Genomic DNA, 17,246 nt, shown 5'->3' on the forward strand with positions numbered 1-17,246 from the left:
TGTGGCCTACGGGCTATGCCAAAGAAATAGTTGCAATAAAAATTTACAATGGCACAAAAACCAAGTATACCCAAGGGCACTAGGGATTTCTCACCTACAGAGGTCAACAAGCGCAATTACATTTTTGATACGATCAAAAGGCACTTCCAGGTTTTTGGTTTTCAGCCTATAGAGACGCCTTCCTTTGAAAACTCCGAAACCTTGTTGGGCAAATATGGGGAGGAGGGTGACCGCCTCATTTTTAAGATTTTGAATTCTGGGGATTTTCTAGGTAAGGTCGATGATGTAACCTATAGTTCCAAGAATTCAAATTCGTTGGCTCCAAAAATCACGGAAAAAGCACTCCGTTACGACTTGACCGTTCCTTTTGCACGCTATGTGGTGATGCACCAGAATGAAATCGACTTTCCCTTTAAACGCTATCAAATACAACCGGTATGGCGGGCAGACAGGCCCCAAAAAGGGCGGTTCCGTGAGTTTTACCAATGCGATGCAGATGTGGTCGGGGCAAATTCCCTTTTGCAGGAAGTAGAATTGGTACAATTGTACGATGCCGTTTTCACCGACCTAAAATTGAAAGGTGTCCATATAAAATTGAACAATAGAAAGATTTTGGTGGGGATTGCCGAAATTATCGGGGCAAAACACCTATTGGTAGATTTTACCGTGGCCCTGGATAAATTGGATAAAATAGGGGAGGAAGGGGTGAAAAAGGAAATGTTGGAAAAAGGTATTTCCGAATCGTCCATTGCCAAGGCCGCTCCCTTGTTTTCACTTTCAGGAAGTAGCGCGGAACAACTAAACATACTCAAGGGCCTTTTGCAAGATTCCGAACAGGGCCTGGAAGGTATTGTGGAGCTGGAATTTATAATGGATACGGTTAAGGAAACAGGCCTACGATCGGCACAACTTTCCTTGGATGTTACCCTGGCCAGGGGACTTAATTACTACACGGGTACCATTTTGGAAGTAGGTGCCCCGGAGGGAGTAAAAATGGGCTCCATAGGCGGTGGCGGTAGATATGATGATTTGACCGGAATATTTGGTTTAAAGGATGTCAGTGGTGTAGGGATTTCCTTTGGGTTGGATCGCATTTATCTGGTATTAGAGGAATTGGATCTTTTTCCCCAAACCTTGGAACAATCGATAGAGGTACTCTGCCTTAATTTTGGGGAAAAGGAGGCCTTGGCTTCCTTGAGGTTGATCGGCACACTTCGGGAGTCCGGAATCAAAACTGATTTATATCCAATCAATACCAAGATTCAAAAGCAATTTAAATACGCCAACAACCGAAATGTACCTTATGTAATCCTAATAGGTGAAAAGGAACTAGTGGAACATACTTTTGTGGTCAAGAATATGGCCAGTGGGGATCAAAAGACTTTTTCCCTTGATTCCGTAGAAGATTTTATTGCCGCACTATAGCCTTTTCTGTATTTCCTCTACTATCCTTTGGTAATACGAAATTTCATGGGGTACATACTTCTCAATGTTCGCTAGGCCCCAGGTCTCTTCGGAAAACTGAATTAGCGGAATTAAATCCAGGCGCTCAACTTCACTTTCCTGTTTTTGAAGGTTTCCCAAAGGAAGCTTCAACTCACACAGAAAGGTGTGATGAAACTCGCAATCGATCAAATCCTCACGATGTTTATGAATAGAACTAAAGACCCCAATTTTTTCCAGATCTCTTTCCGAGATGGAAAGCCCTATTTCCTCTTCCACTTCGCGTATTGCCGAGGCCTCAATAGCTTCCCCAGCGGCAATATGCCCCGCAACCGAGACATCCCAGAGTAGGGGGTGGGTATCCTTGTCCTTGCCTCGTTGTTGTATCAGGATTTTTCCATCTTTGGTGTATAACCAAACGTGAACGGTCGGGTGAAACCATCCCTTGGCATGTGCCATGGACTTCATCGCTGTCTTTCCCGTCAGGTTGCCCATGTCATCCAGAATGTCAACAAGCTCGTCCATGCTTACGGTGCCTTAGGGGAAAGATTGGAGTCTACTTACTCAAAATAGCTAAATGCTTCTCCGCTTTCAATATTCAGAACGGTTTCATAAATCAATCGGATGACATTCTCTACGTCATCACGGTGAACGGTTTCCACGGTAGTATGCATATACCGAAGAGGCAGGGAAATCAAAGCGGATGCCACCCCACCGTTACTATAGGCAAAGGCGTCGGTATCCGTCCCGGTGAATCTTGAAGCTGCCAAGCGCTGAAAGGGGATTTTGTTCTTTTCCGCCGTTTCAATAATGCGCTCCCGTAGCTTGTTCTGTACAGCGGGCGCATAAGAAATTACCGGCCCGGCACCGATTTCGGTATGGCCCTGTGTCTTCTTATCGATCATGGGGGTGGTCGTGTCATGACAAACATCGGTAATAATGGCCACATTGGGCTGTATGGTCTCAGTAATCATTTCGGCCCCACGAAGTCCTATTTCCTCCTGGACTGAATTCGTGATATAGAGCCCAAAAGGCAACGTTTTTTTGTTTTCATGAAGCAAACGGGCTACTTCCGCTATCATAAATCCACCGGCCCGATTGTCTATGGCACGACAGACGAATTTATCCTTGTTCAGAATATGGAACTCGTCGGGATAGGTAATCACGCAACCTACATGAACCCCCATTTTTTCTACTTCCTCTTTATCCTTGGCGCCGATATCTATAAAAATATTGTCCAGTTTGGGGGGTTGCTCCTTGCTTTTGTCCCGGGTATGGATGGCCGGCCATCCAAAAACACCTTTGACAACTCCATTTTTGGTATGGATGTTCACCCATTTGGAAGGGGCGATCTGGTGGTCGCTTCCCCCATTGCGAATGACATACAGGAGTCCATCATCCGTAATGTAGTTTACGTACCATGAAATCTCATCGGAATGTCCTTCAATGACCACTTTGTATTCCGCATCGGGATTGATGACCCCGACGGCCGATCCATAAGTGTCCGTAATGAACTTATCCACGTAGGGTTTTAGATAATCCATCCATAGTTTTTGTCCTTCCCACTCATATCCAGTCGGGGAGGCATTGTTGAGGTATTTTTCAAAAAAATCGAGGGACTTTTTGGTCAATATTTTTTTTTCGCTCATGTAATCTTTGTTTGAATGCAAACTTAGCAATATTCACTTTTAATTAATAATACGGGCGATTATTTATCGTTAATTTTGGCAAGGCTTTAACCAAACTGGGTATATGAAAGAAAGGCTTCTTTTAACACTGTTTTCCTTGGTTTTCATTTGTGCCAGGGCACAAATAAAGGAGAAGGCCTTGGACTCGGTTGCCGAGAAATTGATTATCATCGAAGGCGATTCGCTGTTACAAAGCTCTATAGCCTTGGAAGAGGTTTACGTATTTAGCAAGCTTGAATTCGGTTCCTATAAAGAAAAATTGCGCTATTATATATTGCGGCGCAAAACGCTTAAAGTGTACCCTTATGCCAAATTGGCGGCGGAACGTCTCGTGGAACTGAACGATAGTCTTTCAAAGATCAAAAGAAAGAGGAAGCGAAAAAAGTACACCAAAAAGGTTCAAAAGTATATTGAAGGGGAATTTTCCGAGGAACTCAAAAAACTGACACGTACGGAAGGGCAAATACTGGTAAAACTTATCTATCGCCAAACCGGCACTACCGCTTTTAACCTGGTAAAACAACTTCGCAGTGGTTGGCGTGCCTTTTGGTATCAAACCACGGCCAAACTGTTCAAGATCAGTATCAAGGAGGAATTTCACCCGGACTTGGTACACGAAGATTATCTCATTGAGGATATTTTACAACGTGCCTTCGCCTCGTACCGATTGGAACGGCAAGAATCGGTTTTGGATTATGATTATGCCGCGCTAAATAACAAATGGAACAAAGTGACGGATAAGCAAAAGAAAGATTAGATTTTTTTGTACACTCCGGTTCCTGGTTTACTACTTATCCCGAACCTTTTTGCTGAACAAGGCATCCACAAGTAGTTTAATACCATAGAATCCCATTGAAATGGCCATTATGGCCAGAATCAGGCCCATAATCAGGACAGGCCAATACCAAGGGTGATCTTGATTTTTAAACGCTTGAAACAACACTACGGGAGCAGTGAACATTAAAGCTACGGTATACAAAAGGAACTTTACTCCCTTGATCAACATTTTTTTGTCCGTTTCCATTGTCGATGATAAAAACCAATAATCAAATGTAAGGAATATCGCCTATATTTAGAGATATAAGGCTCCGTTATGAACATACTTATAATCCCTGATAAATTCAAAGGTTCCCTTACGGCCAAGGAGGTAATCGTAGCAATTTCAAATGGTATCGAAGAAAAAGTTCCGAATGCAAACGTATTCTCTGTTTTGGCGTCGGATGGGGGGGATGGCTTTTTAAATGCCGTATCCGAGAACTTGGATTGTGAATTGATTACAATGAATACCGTTGATCCCTTAGGTCGAACGATAAAGGCCGAATATCTTTTGAACCGTCCAGATGGTGTTGCCTATATTGAATTGGCCAAATCCTCTGGCCTTGAACTCTTGGAGGCCAACGAGCGCAATGCCATGACCACCTCTACCTATGGTACCGGGCTTCAAATAAAGGATGCCGTTGCAAAAGGTGCAACTTCCATTTACATCGGTTTGGGGGGTAGTGCCACCAACGATGGGGGCATTGGAATAGCCCGGGCATTGGGCTATAAGTTTCTGGATGGTTTAGGGAACGATTTGGAACCGAATGGTGGAAATTTATCAAAAATAAAGACCATTAAAGGTGGGGAAGCAGTTCAAAACCTACAAGCTGTTTCCCTCTACGCCGTAAATGACGTGGATAATCCGCTCTTTGGAAAAACGGGAGCCGCCCATATTTATGCACGGCAAAAAGGATCCAATGACTCACAGATCGATACATTGGATGAGGGATTACGCAATCTGGATACCGTAGTACGGAACAATTTGGGCAAGAAGGTGGCACAGAATCCCGGAGCAGGGGCAGCCGGTGGAACGGCCTATGGGCTACAGGCTTTTCTAAATGCCGAATTTGTATCTGGAATTGATTTTATATTGAATCTGGCCCAAGTCGGACAATTGCTCCAAAAAGAAAAAATAGACTATATCATCACAGGTGAGGGAAAGTTCGATGATCAGACCTTACATGGAAAACTGATCAAGGGAGTTGTGGATTTAGGCAAGAGCAATAGGGTACCCGTGGTTGTGGTCTGCGGACAATCGGAGGTCGCCATGGAGAAATTGAACTTAATGGATATTGCCGCAATCTTGGAAATAAGGGACGGGACCAAACCCTTGCAATACAATATGGAAAATGCCGCAGACTTAACGGAAAAGGCTGTCTCTACCTTTTTTGGGAACTTGATAGAAACTTAGGAAAATTGGAATATCGTGGAAATGAAATTTACTCTATGATTATCGATGAGCTAAAAGTCTGGCTCACGGCAAAATAACCTAAGGGAAATCCCTCTCGGACATTTTCGGGATCTATGCCTTCTACCTCTTCCAAGGAATCAATGTTCTCAAAATCAATAGTATCAATATCTACCCCGGTAACATTAATGATATTGCCCCGAACCGTGGCCGTGGGCGTTTGAAAAGGGCCCTGATCACCACCACTTTGAACGATAAGTTGGTTCATGTAGTTATAAAACCCGATATCCACTCCCATTAGACTTACTTGCAATTCCTGTCCAGCATCCAGGCCATCATCATAAAAATAGGAGAACTCGAATCGCTGGCCTGGGTAGAAGAGATCTTCGGTAACCAAATATTCATCAAAGTCGAGATCAAAAAGATAAAAATCCTGTCTATCTGGGGCATCTACGAAAGAGATTACTATCTCGGTCTCATCTCCACTGAAAAGGGTCTGGTCACCCTGGGACAGTTGTTCAATAGGAACCGCCGGAACATAATTCGTAAGGGCGGCATAATCTTGATCTTCATGGGATATGGAGAGCAACAGCCGGCCTGAAGTAAAAAATGATGTATTCTCCCGGGCCTCATATACTCCAGGACTTGTTTGGGTCAATGTTACAAAGCTTGGGATTCCCGCTCCGTTAAGTTGATCTAGATTTACAATAATAATGTTCTGTAAATCCGCAGGGGGAATATCATCAAAGAAAGAACTGGTCAGCCCGGCATTTACACGAACCCGGGTAGTTGGATCACTTTCGTCTATTCGTATAAAGGCATCAATAAAAAGACGCGAATCCACTTCTGGAAGATCTACATCAACGACATCCTCACATCCAATAAAAATCAGGAAAACCAACCCAAGAAGCCCAATTTTTTTCATCGTCTTAAAATTTAAAATTATAGGTCACCGCAGGTACTACCCCGAAAATGGAGGTACGTATGGCTTCATTTACACCGGTATCCACATTTCTTTGGAAATTTATGGATGCCGCATTTCTTCTGTTGTATACGTTGTAAATGCTAAATACCCATTCACCCTTTACCTTTCTGTTCCTGTTCTTACGTGGGGTGAGGGTGGCCGAAAGATCCAAACGATTGTAGGATGGCAAACGTTCGGCGTTTCTGGGGCCATAAAAGGGTACGGTAAGCCCTTGGAATTCAAATTGGCCAATAGGATAATTGGTCGGTTGCCCCGTTTGAAAAACAAAATTAGTGTTGAAGCTCCACTTTTCGTTCAATTTATAACTTCCAAAAAAGGAAAGGTCATGTGTCTTGTCAAATGGGGTCCTATACCAGTCCCCATTGTTGATACCTGTTTCTTCCGGCGTCCTTCCAGGGGTACGCTGTTCGGATTTGGAAAGGGTATAGGCCAACCAACCCTGAAAGTCGCCCTCGTTCTTACGCAATAGAAACTCAAGACCATATGCCCTTGCCGTACCATTCAAGATTACTTGTTCTATGGCATCGTTGGCAATAAGGTCGGCACCATCGATATAGTCTATACGATTTTGGATATCCTTATAGAATGCCTCCACTTCCAGTGCAAATTCCCCACCGTTTATATTCCTAAAAAAACCAAGGGCGTATTGATCCAACAATTGTGGTTCAATGAACGGCCCGCTAGGTGTCCAGACATCCAATGGGGTAGGGGAGCTGGTATTGGACAGCAGATGAAGATACTGGGCCAGGCGCGTATAGCTTGCTTTTATAGAGCTATTTCCGCTTAGGGTATAGGCCAGTGAAAAACGAGGCTCAAAATTGTTGAAAGTAGCCAAACTACCCCCTCTTCCAGGGTTAATGACATCAATTGGAATGGCTTCTTGATAGATCAACGAAAGAGGATTGAAAAATACGGGATTATCATCCTGATAAACTAATAGTTCATCCTGTCCCAAGCGAATAAAATTGCTGAAGCGGAACCCGTAACCGAGGCTGAGGTTTTCGGTTACCTGATGTTCAAAGTCCACATAGGCCGCAAATTCGTTGGCATACTTCTCGGTCAATTGATCTTCTACGATACCCGAACTACTATTACTAGGTTCTATTTTTCCAGGATTAAAGCCATAGTAGACATTGTTGACCCCATAATTGATTCGTAGCTTGTCACTGAGATAATGTTTTAAATCGTATTTAATGTTGAAATTCTGAATGCCTGAATTCCAATTGAAACCAACAAAATCAAGCTTTAGACCATAATAATAATCGGAATAGATAAGGGAGAGGTTGGAGAAGAGTTTGTCCGAGAACAGATGATTCCACCTTAAGTTACCCACTGAATTGCCATAAGTGTTTACAAAATTATCGCTGATTCCGAAAACATCCCTTCCAAAATATCCCGATAGGTACAAATTGTTCCTTTCGTTAAGCTTAAAATTGATTTTGGTGTTCAGGTCGTAGAAATAGGCCGTATTATCAATATCGAACAACGGCAGGAAAAGATGTGCATAAGAGGCCCGGCCACCAATGAGAAATGCGGCCTTGTCCTTTATAATGGGGGCTTCGACAAGCAGGCGACTGGCCACGGCTCCTATACCACCATTTACCTTAAGTTCCTTGCTATTGCCCTCCTTCTGGAAAATATCCAGTACGGAAGATACCCTGCCGCCGTATCTGGCCGGAATTCCTCCCTTATACAGCTTAATATCCTTGATGGCATCCGGATTAAACACCGAGAAAAAGCCAAAGAGATGTGAGGAGTTGAATATGATTGCCTCGTCCAACAATATGAGGTTCTGATCTACGGCTCCGCCCCGGACATTGAAGCCCGATGCTCCCTCGCCTGCATTGGTAACTCCAGGAAGCAGCAGAATGGATTTGATAACATCGGCCTCCCCCAGGATTACGGGTATTTTCTTTATGGTTCCAACGGATAAGGTGTTTACGCTCATCTGCGGTTTTTTTATATCCAGCTTTTCCGCGTTTTCAGTTAAGATTACTTCCTCCAATTGCTCAGCTTCCTCTGTCATTTGAAAATTGAACTTCCGGTTCTCGGACAATACAATTTTTGTAATGATGTCCTGAAAGCCCAAATAACTTACCAGAATATTGTACTCACCTTCGGGAAGGGTAAGGGAATAGAAACCGTATTCATTGGTAGTGACCCCGGTCCCCAGTTCGGGAACCACTAGGGTTACCCCGATCAGGGTCTCATTGCTGGATGCTTCCGAGATGGTACCGCTTAAGGTAAATTTTTGTTGTGAAAACGAAAGAAAGGAAAAACAGAAAAGAACAATCAAAAGCGTTCCCGAAAGTCGATTCATTCAAGCAATTTTTTCTAAATGTAAAGAGAAAAAAAACGATCGGGAAAATGTTAACATTTCTTTAGACGAAAAATCTACAAGTCTGTTCAATCCATGAAAATGTTAACATTTCTTTAGATTAAAAATTTAGGATTCCCTAGAGTTTTCAATCAAAATCTTGATGTATTTTCTAGATTTCCGCAAGGATTTTGTTCAATGTAGCACTTGGTCGCATAACATCGGAGACCTTTTTCTCGTCAGGTTTGTAGTAACCACCGATATCCTGCGGACTTCCTTGGGCCGCTATCAATTCATCTTTAATTTTGGACTCATTCTCTTCCATTTCCTGTGCAACGGTAGTAAAAGTGTCCTTTAGTTCCTGATCTTTGTCCTGATCGGCCAAAGCCCTGGCCCAGTACATGGCCAGTTTAAAGTGGCTTCCCCTTGTACCCCTTTCATTTACTTTTCGGGAAGGTGCCTTATTGTTTTCAAGAAACACTTCTGTTGCCGTATCCAAGGCGTCCCCCAGAACACAGGCTTTTTTGTTATTGTTCTTTTCTCCATAGAAATCCAACGAAACGCCAAGAGCAAGAAATTCACCTAGGGAATCCCATCGTAGGTGGCCCTCTTCCAAAAATTGCTCAACATGCTTGGGTGCAGATCCGCCAGCACCCGTTTCAAAAAGACCGCCTCCATTCATTAAGGGTACTATGGACAACATCTTGGCACTGGTACCCACTTCCAAAATTGGAAAGAGATCGGTAAGGTAATCCCGTAATACATTTCCAGAGACGGACACGGTATCCTTGCCTTCCTTCAAGCGTTGCAGCGTAAATTTTGTGGCTTCGACTGGGGATAAAATTCTAATATCCAATCCGGTAGTATCATGATGCGGAAGGTATTCGTTCACTTTTTTGATCAATTCGGCATCGTGGGCGCGATTCTTGTCCAACCAAAATATGGTGGGGGTTTGGGTGGCCCTGGCACGTGATACCGCTAATTTCACCCAATCTTGTATGGGCGCGTCCTTAACTTGACACATACGCCAGATATCACCTTTTTCAACGGAATGTTCTATTAATGTTTCATTTGAATTTAGGTCGATTACCTTTACGATACCATCAGATGGAATTTCAAATGTCTTATCATGGGATCCATACTCCTCGGCCTTTTGGGCCATAAGTCCCACATTTGGAACGGTGCCCATAGTTCTGGGATCAAAGGCCCCATGCTCTTTGCAAAATTCTATGGTAGCCTCATAAATTCCGGCGTAACTACTGTCCGGTATTACGGCCTTTGTATCTTTTGATTTGCCCTCGGAGTCCCACATTTGCCCGGAATTACGAATCATAGCGGGCATTGAGGCATCAATGATGATATCGCTCGGGACGTGAAGATTGGTAATCCCCTTATCGGAATTGACCATTGCCAAATCCGGTCCTTGGGCAATGGCTTTCTCAATATCGGATTCTATTTCCGCTCCTGTATCTTGGGGAAGTTCCTTTAATCTATTTAGGAGATTTTCCAATCCGTCATTGGCACTCACACCAATAGCCTCAAGGGTATCTCCATGTTTTCAAAGACTTCTGCGAAGAAGGCCTTCATAGCATGACCGAAGATTATGGGGTCCGAAACCTTCATCATAGTGGCCTTCATGTGTAGGGAAAACAAGACACCCTTCTCCTTGGCATCCTTTACCTGTTCTTTTAAAAAGGCGACCAAGGCCCTTTTGCTCATGACGGTAGCATCGATGATTTCCTTTTCCAAGAGCGACACTTTATCCTTTAGCCTAAGGGATGTACCATCGTTTTTCAGCAATTCTATGGTTACATCCGTGGCATGGGCCAAGGTGAGGGATTTTTCATTGGATTTGAAGTCCCCATGGCCCATGGTAGCCACATGGGTCTTGGAATCGGAACTCCAATTTCCCATTGGGTGGGGGTTTTTCCTGGCATAGTTTTTTACGGCCCTTGGGGCCCTACGATCTGAGTTTCCCTCACGTAAGACCGGATTTACGGCACTCCCCTTTATGCTGTCGTATCGGGACTTGATTTCCCGTTCTTTTTCGTTTTTGGGTTCATCTGGATAATCGGGTAAGGTATATCCCTTGCCCTGAAGTTCCTCAATGGCTTCTTTCAATTGGGGAATAGATGCACTTATGTTGGGCAATTTAATGATATTGGCTTCCGGACTTTTGGCCCAATTTCCCAATTCTTCCAAATTATTTGGGAGTTGTAGCTCTGGGGTCAGAAAATCCGCAAACTTGGCAATAATTCTTCCTGCCAAGGAAATGTCCTTGGTTTCAATGGTTATTCCAGATGATTTGATAAATGCTTTTACTATAGGAAGGAAGGATTGGGTGGCCAAGGCCGGAGCCTCATCGGTTTGGGTATATAAAATTTTTGGCATCTATACTCTCGGTTTGTATTAGGCGGAGCAAATATACAATTTTATAGATGCCTAGCGGGTAGCATAATTTGATTTATCCATTCGCAATTGAAAGAAAGGCGCCGCAGCGAACTCGGCGGAAGGAAACGTATCGAAAAGAACAAAAGCCATATCATTGTACGGATACATTGACATGGCTTTCTAGAGACAGCTAGCAAACTTTGTGTTTTGTATTTACAACAAAACCGCAGCCATTGACTGCATTTGCATCACCGCTCATACGTTTGAAACATCTTTTGTCCTTAATTATGAAACCAAGCAACTACTCAATGTTCCTTCTTGTTATCTTAATGTACTTATCCTAAATACATTGCCGAAGCGTTGCATTTAATGTAAAGAACATCCACATAAAGTTTGCCAAGAACGACAGTCCCAAGCTTTTATGCTCGCCTGACCGAAAAACTGGAAGCAATTTACATTGCAACTCAAAATTCCAATCTGCTAAACAACAATATAAAGAACGTGAACTTTATAGCGATCTAAAATCATATTTCTCCAAATATTTCCTTTAAATCACTCCTAAATATACCATAAATATCCGTAACAGCAAAAATTTGTAAAAAATTAAAAATCAACATAATATGAACTATTATTATTAACAATTGTTCATAAACAAAAAACCCTATCAGGTCTTACATGATAGGGTTGCAAATTAAAACTTTTGTGAAGTACTATGATCGAACCTCCTTTATCCTTGCTTTTTTACCGGTAAGGCCTCTGAAGTAAAAGATCCGTGCTCTGCGCACCTTACCTTTTTTATTGATTTCAATTTTTTGTAGGGCGGGCATATTAATTGGAAATATACGCTCTACGCCAACGGTACCGGACATTTTGCGAATGGTGAACGTCTCTGTGGCCCCGGAGCCCCTTCTCTGTATTACAACGCCCCTGAAGAACTGGGTACGCGTTTTCTCACCCTCCTTTATTTCATAGTAAACCGTAATGGTATCTCCCGCGGAAAATTCAGGAAATTCATTTTTGGGAACAAACTCGTTTTCAACAAATTTTAACAATGACTCCATGGTCTGATATTTATTGTATTACTTAAATCAACATTCACGATTTTCGTCAGAGGTTGATTTAACAGTGTGCAAAAATAGTCCATAAATTAGAAACCACAAGCTATTCCTTATAATTTTTGATGGTATACCGATAACCTGATATCAAGTTATTCCAAAAGATCTGGCCTTAGGTTTTCCGTTCTTTTAAGGGCCTCTTCTTCCCGCCAACGTTCAATTTTGGGAAAGTTACCGCTCAGGAGAATATCCGGTACCTTCATGCCCTTGTATTCGGATGGTCTGGTATATACCGGTGGGGCCAGAAGATTGTCCTGAAAGGTATCCGTAAGGGCGGAAGTTTCATCGTTAAGTACGCCGGGAATCAATCGGATGATGGTATCACATAAAACGGCAGCGCTCAACTCACCACCGGACAATACGTAGTCCCCTATAGAAATCTCCTTGGTAATCATGGAGTCCCTTACCCTTTGGTCAACTCCCTTGTAATGGCCACATAGCACAATAACATTTTTTAGCAGGGATAGTCCGTTGGCCATTTTTTGGTTCAATGTTTCACCATCGGGCGTCATATAGATAACCTCATCATAGTTACGTTCTGATTTAAGGGCCGAGATACAGCGATCTATAGGCTCTATCATTAGTACCATTCCCGCTCCTCCACCAAATTGATAGTCGTCTACCTGCTTGTAGCTATGGTCCGTATAGTCCCTTAAATTGTGAAAATGAACCTCTACCAGTCCTTTCCCAATGGCCCTTTTTAAGATGGATGCCTCAAAAGGGCTACGAAGTAATTCCGGCAGAACGGTAATGATATCGATACGCATGGGAAAAAATTTTGGATTCATTCCGGAGTCCAAAAGTAGTGAAACCAGCTTGAATCCTTTTTCCAACCCAATCTTTCATAGAGTTTTTGGGCGGGATTATCGGTTTCAGTTTCCAGGGCCAGTCCTTTGTAGCCTAACTTCACACAATGTTCCTGTGCCCTTTGCAAAAGAGCTTCGCCTATTCCTTTTTTTCTAAATGCCTTATCTACGAACAAGTCGTTAAGGATAAAAATAGACTGTAGGGAAGCGGAGGAAAATGTGGTGTACAATTGGGTAAAACCGACAGGTTTTCCCTGATATAATGCCAAAAATAGCACCGATTCATTGCGTTTAAACCTTTCTTCAAGAAATTTCCGGGCTGCCTCAAAATCCGACTTCTGGCCATAAAATACCCGATAACCATCAAATAAAGGAACGACTAAGGGAATATGGATCCTATCGGCCTTAAGAATGGAAATCATTGGACTACGTAAAAAAGCCTCACCTAAAACGAATAGATATAGGGCTATGCCTTATTTGGATTTTTTGTACTTGTTTATTTCGTCCTGTAGTTGTCTACTGATTCGTTGTTCCCGTTCCAAGGCCCTTCTTCTGTGGTCTTCGTATTCCGTTTCCAGCTCGGAAAGATTTTGCTTGGCCTCCTGGGTTAGGATATTACTTTTTCGGAATCTATAGATAAACAGTAAAAGTAACACCAAAAGCCCCATAATTATGGTCCACAAAATAAAATTATAGGTTCCCTTGGAAACTTGAATGCCCAACAGCGACATACTATCCTTTTCCTGTGTGACACTAGTCAGGTTGTTGGTGGTCTCCTCCAATTTTTTGTTCAAGGAGGCGATGGTAGTTTCATGGCCAGAGATAGTGGCTCTAAGTTCATTGGCCCTTTTATTGAAGGAGTCCAAAGTGTCCAGGACATTTTTACGAAGTTTGTCCAAGGAGATAACCCGTACCACCTCATAGCGCTTACCATCCGCACGGTAATTTCCTGATTTTTTATAGATAAACTCGAACTGATCGTTTATCGGACCTTTGTCCAAGGACAGTTCTGGTTGAGAGCCTTGACCCTGAGCAAATTGTAGGTGAAATGCAAATAGGGCCATAATGGTGAACAGTATCTTAAAACTTTTCATTTTTAAGTAATTCTTAAGTAATGTTAAATTAATGATTTAGAGTGGGACTAAAGTAACCTAATATTATTAATTAAGAAAAAAATTCAGTGATTAGGTAGGGTTTGTGTAGAATTTCCCTTACCTGAACAGGAAGTTATCGTTTCAATCCTATTCTCGACTAATAATAGGTATACCGTTTTACCTTGGCAATGTGTTTGGACAGTCGTATGACTTGGTGTATATATCCGCACTCATTGTTGTACCAGATATATAACACGATGTTTTTTCCATTTTTGGAAACTATGGTGGCATTGCTGTCATAAATAGTGGAAGCCGAAGTTCCCACCGTATCCGAGCATACCATTTCCTTGCTTAATGAATATTTGATCTGTTCTACCAAATCTCCCTCGAGCGCGTACTTCTTCACTATCGTATTTATACCGTCCAAGGAGGTTCTGTTCTTTACCTCCAAATTTAAAACGGCCAACGAACCACTGGGGGCAGGTACGTGTATGGCATTAGCGGTAAGTTTACCTTTTAAGGAAGGTAGGATTTTTGCGGCGTTCCGTCCAGCACATGTTTTTACAAGGGTAATGTCTGGGGCCGTAATCTTTCCAAATCCATAGTTTTCATATGGATCATCCATCATATCCTGATCATGGGTATAGGTGCGGATGATTTCCAAATGCCCCTTTTTAATGCCTAAAGAGTCCTCCATCACCTTAAGAATAGGTGTTATGGCGTTAATGGTGCATGAAGAGGCGGAATAAATATGGGTATAATCCGAATCATAATCCTGGTGATTGACCCCGTGTACTATGTTAGGCACCTCCCTGCCCGGTGCAGTGAGCAAAACTTTGCCCGCCCCTTTGGATTTCAAATGCCGATCAAGTTCATGTTGGCAACGGAAAGCAACCGCATTGTCGATGACCAAGGCATCGGAAATCCCATATTGGGTATAATCTATATCTTCCGGTTTATCCGCTTGGATAAAATGTACCGGTGTTCCATTTATGATGAGGAGATTGTTTTCCGGGTCGATGTCCAACGTCCCCATAAATCTTCCATGTACCCTATCCATGCTAAGCAAATTGGCCTTTTTTTCCAACGTCTCGGCATTTAACCTTTCCCGTATGACTACCGCCCTTAATCTTAATTGGGCATCTTTTGCGACTTGTACCAAAAGTTCCCGGGCAAGGAGTCTTCCAATTCTTTCAAATCCATAGAGTACAACATCTTTGGGCCCTACATGCGTACTCTTATTGGCTCCCTTCAATTTGTCCACGACAAAAGCCTTTACATCGTTGAAGTTATTCCCGTCCGAGTGATACTCATAGGTGAGTTTACCAATATCCAACCTGGAGGGAGGTAATCTTAAATCATTTACGGTTCTTAGAATCTCCAAGGAATCAAAAATCGAAATCGGTTTTTGTACAAATTCACCGGCATACTCGTGCAAATGAATGATGTCGCTTACATTTTTGTCGATGATTTGATTTTTGAACAAAACCACTTCAATGGCCTTATCGTACCATAAATCACTTACGATTTTGATGAATTCGGTGGTAGCTTTTCTTCTATCGGCCTGAAATGCCGATTCCTTTTGGTAAGATTTCATATGTTCCATAGGGGGAGTTTTGAACATAAATGATGAAAATATCCTACAAAATTACTGATTTCCAACCTTGTAATACATGGAAAATACAAAAAAAACGCCCTTATCAAGGGCGTTTTTTAATCGATACTGTTTTATTGAAAGATGAGTCGCTCCCTTTCCCCATCCTCATTGAGCATGGTAATACTTGTTTTGCCATACCTGCTAATGGCGCCAAATAGGATTCGCGCTTCCTGTATATCATTGATTTCCTCACCATCTACGGCAAGCAATACCTTGCCATTTAGTCCGTACCCGCGGTAGGTTTCTGGGACTCCGACAATTTTTACGCCTTTTTTTGTCCTAAATCGTTTTTTATCATGATCGGTAAGGTTTTTTACCTCAAATCCCATTACGGGAACTATCAAAGTCTGCCTCTCCTTCAATAAGACCTCTGTCTGTAAAGTCTCCCCATCACGTTCAATGGTAACCTCAACGGTATCGCCCGGTCTTTTGGTAGAAATATAACCCGTTAAATCGGGTAATTTGTGCACCTGAATATTATCGATCTGCTTTATGATATCCCCACGTTGCAGACCCGCTTCTTCCGCGCCCATTCCTTTCTCTATACCATCGATATAGACTCCATCTATATTCTTTACGCCTTTCTCCAGACCATATGGGGTGTTTGATCGAATTGGGTTGATGCCCAGCAGACCTTTCTGTACATTCCCATACTCCATAATGTCCTCAACGACCTTTTTGGCAATATTGCTAGGAACTGCAAAGGCATAGCCCACATAGGAACCTGTCTGCGAGGTTATGGCCGTATTAATGCCAATAAGATCTCCATTGGTATTTACCAAGGCCCCACCACTGTTACCCGGATTTACCGCCGCATCCGTTTGAATAAAGGATTGATCCGCTTTTCCCAATGCCCTGGCCTTGGCACTTACAATTCCGGCAGTAACCGTGGAGGTAAGGTTGAATGGATTGCCCACGGCTAGTACCCATTCCCCAATTTTGGTATCATTGGAGTCTCCAAAAGCCAAGTAAGGCAGAGGTCGGTCTGCATCTATTTTTAGCAGTGCAATATCCGAATTGGGATCGGCCCCAATGAGTTCCGCTTCGTAGGTCTGGTTATTGTTTAAGGTCACCTGCAGTTGATTGGCCTTGTCTATTACATGATTGTTGGTCACGATATAACCGTCAGGTGTAATAATGACTCCAGACCCGGAACCGACCTGCGCTTTTTGGGTGCCTCCCGATCCGTAAAAGAAATCGAACAGATTACTCGGCCCCCGGCTAAGGGTTACATTTTTTACGTGTACCACGGCATTGACCGTATTTTCGGCGGCAACGGTGAAATCCACTTCGTTGATACCGGAACCTTTGGCAGATGTAGGTGTATAACTTGTACTTGTTGCAAAAACTGGTGTTTCATTGGTTTTGGAGACCACCGTGTAGTTGGCCTTTTCAAAAAATAGCTTATAGGCACCGAGGGTAATGACCCCCGCAAAAATGGCAACCAATAAAGAACTTCCTATTTTTTTCATACGTAATTTTTCTAAAAATTTTAAAATACGGCATAAAATTAACAGAATTCC

General features: G+C 42.8%; 14 protein-coding genes and 1 pseudogene. 3 read left to right on the plus strand and 12 right to left on the minus strand.

All coding sequences use genetic code 11. The features are described 5' to 3' along the window. Positions 1–48 precede the first annotated feature (48 nt). Entirely contained in the window at positions 49–1,425 is a 1,377-nt protein-coding gene (hisS, locus tag ACO06Y_RS14645; RefSeq protein WP_422079730.1) for a histidine--tRNA ligase, read from the plus strand. Here the strand turns inward: hisS and ACO06Y_RS14650 are convergent. Beyond that, the gene (locus ACO06Y_RS14650; RefSeq protein ID WP_422079731.1) at positions 1,420–1,968 is read right to left on the minus strand and encodes an NUDIX hydrolase; all 549 of its coding nucleotides are present in this window, start codon (positions 1,966–1,968) and stop codon (positions 1,420–1,422) included. The two genes, hisS and ACO06Y_RS14650, sit on opposite strands and share 6 nt — an antisense overlap. Before the next feature lie 35 nt (positions 1,969–2,003). Beyond that, entirely contained in the window at positions 2,004–3,092 is a 1,089-nt protein-coding gene (locus ACO06Y_RS14655; protein ID WP_422079732.1) for a M42 family metallopeptidase, read from the minus strand. 103 nt (positions 3,093–3,195) lie between these two features. On the opposite strand from ACO06Y_RS14655, the gene ACO06Y_RS14660 reads away from it, so the two are divergent. Next, positions 3,196–3,888 (plus strand): DUF4294 domain-containing protein, encoded by a 693-nt coding sequence (locus tag ACO06Y_RS14660; protein WP_422079733.1) that lies wholly within the window; start codon positions 3,196–3,198, stop codon positions 3,886–3,888. A 30-nt stretch (positions 3,889–3,918) separates the two neighbouring features. Here the strand turns inward: ACO06Y_RS14660 and ACO06Y_RS14665 are convergent, their stop codons facing one another. After that, on the minus strand, positions 3,919–4,155 hold the full coding sequence (locus ACO06Y_RS14665) for a DUF6095 family protein (protein WP_422079734.1): 237 nt from the start codon (positions 4,153–4,155) through the stop codon (positions 3,919–3,921). Between the two features lie 69 nt (positions 4,156–4,224). On the opposite strand from ACO06Y_RS14665, the gene ACO06Y_RS14670 reads away from it, so the two are divergent. Further along, positions 4,225–5,361, plus strand: coding sequence for a glycerate kinase (locus ACO06Y_RS14670; protein WP_422079735.1), 1,137 nt, complete (start codon positions 4,225–4,227; stop codon positions 5,359–5,361). A 28-nt stretch (positions 5,362–5,389) separates the two neighbouring features. On the opposite strand, the gene ACO06Y_RS14675 is transcribed toward ACO06Y_RS14670, so the two are convergent. The 9 genes and pseudogenes from ACO06Y_RS14675 to ACO06Y_RS14715 form a co-directional block, all read right to left on the minus strand. Continuing rightward, a complete protein-coding gene (locus ACO06Y_RS14675; RefSeq protein ID WP_422079736.1) occupies positions 5,390–6,283 on the minus strand; it encodes a DUF4249 family protein in 894 nt (297 codons plus the stop codon). Positions 6,284–6,287: 4 nt separating this feature from the next. Further along, complete coding sequence (locus ACO06Y_RS14680) at positions 6,288–8,663, minus strand: TonB-dependent receptor (RefSeq protein ID WP_422079737.1); 2,376 nt, start codon at positions 8,661–8,663, stop codon at positions 6,288–6,290. A 169-nt stretch (positions 8,664–8,832) separates the two neighbouring features. Beyond that, a pseudogene (locus tag ACO06Y_RS14685) lies at positions 8,833–11,051 on the minus strand (NADP-dependent isocitrate dehydrogenase). Between the two features lie 710 nt (positions 11,052–11,761). Continuing rightward, the gene (rplS, locus tag ACO06Y_RS14690) at positions 11,762–12,112 is read right to left on the minus strand and encodes a 50S ribosomal protein L19 (RefSeq protein ID WP_422079738.1); all 351 of its coding nucleotides are present in this window, start codon (positions 12,110–12,112) and stop codon (positions 11,762–11,764) included. A 146-nt stretch (positions 12,113–12,258) separates the two neighbouring features. Next, entirely contained in the window at positions 12,259–12,933 is a 675-nt protein-coding gene (gene trmD / locus ACO06Y_RS14695; RefSeq protein WP_422079739.1) for a tRNA (guanosine(37)-N1)-methyltransferase TrmD, read from the minus strand. A 17-nt stretch (positions 12,934–12,950) separates the two neighbouring features. Next, positions 12,951–13,394 (minus strand): GNAT family N-acetyltransferase, encoded by a 444-nt coding sequence (locus ACO06Y_RS14700; RefSeq protein ID WP_422079740.1) that lies wholly within the window; start codon positions 13,392–13,394, stop codon positions 12,951–12,953. A 51-nt stretch (positions 13,395–13,445) separates the two neighbouring features. Further along, positions 13,446–14,066, minus strand: coding sequence for a tRNA (guanine-N1)-methyltransferase (locus tag ACO06Y_RS14705; RefSeq protein ID WP_422079741.1), 621 nt, complete (start codon positions 14,064–14,066; stop codon positions 13,446–13,448). Positions 14,067–14,223: 157 nt separating this feature from the next. Beyond that, complete coding sequence (locus ACO06Y_RS14710; RefSeq protein ID WP_422079742.1) at positions 14,224–15,672, minus strand: glyceraldehyde-3-phosphate dehydrogenase; 1,449 nt, start codon at positions 15,670–15,672, stop codon at positions 14,224–14,226. Between the two features lie 122 nt (positions 15,673–15,794). Continuing rightward, complete coding sequence (locus tag ACO06Y_RS14715; protein ID WP_422079743.1) at positions 15,795–17,195, minus strand: trypsin-like peptidase domain-containing protein; 1,401 nt, start codon at positions 17,193–17,195, stop codon at positions 15,795–15,797. Positions 17,196–17,246 lie beyond the last annotated feature (51 nt).

This window comes from Ulvibacterium sp. (genome assembly GCF_965228935.1).
In the GTDB taxonomy this organism is placed as follows: domain Bacteria; phylum Bacteroidota; class Bacteroidia; order Flavobacteriales; family Flavobacteriaceae; genus Ulvibacterium.

Coding starts and splice junctions, on each gene's coding strand:
- ACO06Y_RS14700 (WP_422079740.1), bottom strand. CDS start 13,394: ATGATTTCCATTCTTAAGGCCGATAGGATCCATATTCCCTTAGTCGTT.
- ACO06Y_RS14710 (WP_422079742.1), bottom strand. CDS start 15,672: ATGGAACATATGAAATCTTACCAAAAGGAATCGGCATTTCAGGCCGAT.
- hisS (WP_422079730.1), top strand. CDS start 49: ATGGCACAAAAACCAAGTATACCCAAGGGCACTAGGGATTTCTCACCT.
- ACO06Y_RS14660 (WP_422079733.1), top strand. CDS start 3,196: ATGAAAGAAAGGCTTCTTTTAACACTGTTTTCCTTGGTTTTCATTTGT.
- ACO06Y_RS14655 (WP_422079732.1), bottom strand. CDS start 3,092: ATGAGCGAAAAAAAAATATTGACCAAAAAGTCCCTCGATTTTTTTGAA.
- ACO06Y_RS14680 (WP_422079737.1), bottom strand. CDS start 8,663: ATGAATCGACTTTCGGGAACGCTTTTGATTGTTCTTTTCTGTTTTTCC.
- ACO06Y_RS14650 (WP_422079731.1), bottom strand. CDS start 1,968: ATGGACGAGCTTGTTGACATTCTGGATGACATGGGCAACCTGACGGGA.
- ACO06Y_RS14670 (WP_422079735.1), top strand. CDS start 4,225: ATGAACATACTTATAATCCCTGATAAATTCAAAGGTTCCCTTACGGCC.
- trmD (WP_422079739.1), bottom strand. CDS start 12,933: ATGCGTATCGATATCATTACCGTTCTGCCGGAATTACTTCGTAGCCCT.
- ACO06Y_RS14705 (WP_422079741.1), bottom strand. CDS start 14,066: ATGAAAAGTTTTAAGATACTGTTCACCATTATGGCCCTATTTGCATTT.
- rplS (WP_422079738.1), bottom strand. CDS start 12,112: ATGGAGTCATTGTTAAAATTTGTTGAAAACGAGTTTGTTCCCAAAAAT.
- ACO06Y_RS14665 (WP_422079734.1), bottom strand. CDS start 4,155: ATGGAAACGGACAAAAAAATGTTGATCAAGGGAGTAAAGTTCCTTTTG.
- ACO06Y_RS14675 (WP_422079736.1), bottom strand. CDS start 6,283: ATGAAAAAAATTGGGCTTCTTGGGTTGGTTTTCCTGATTTTTATTGGA.
- ACO06Y_RS14715 (WP_422079743.1), bottom strand. CDS start 17,195: ATGAAAAAAATAGGAAGTTCTTTATTGGTTGCCATTTTTGCGGGGGTC.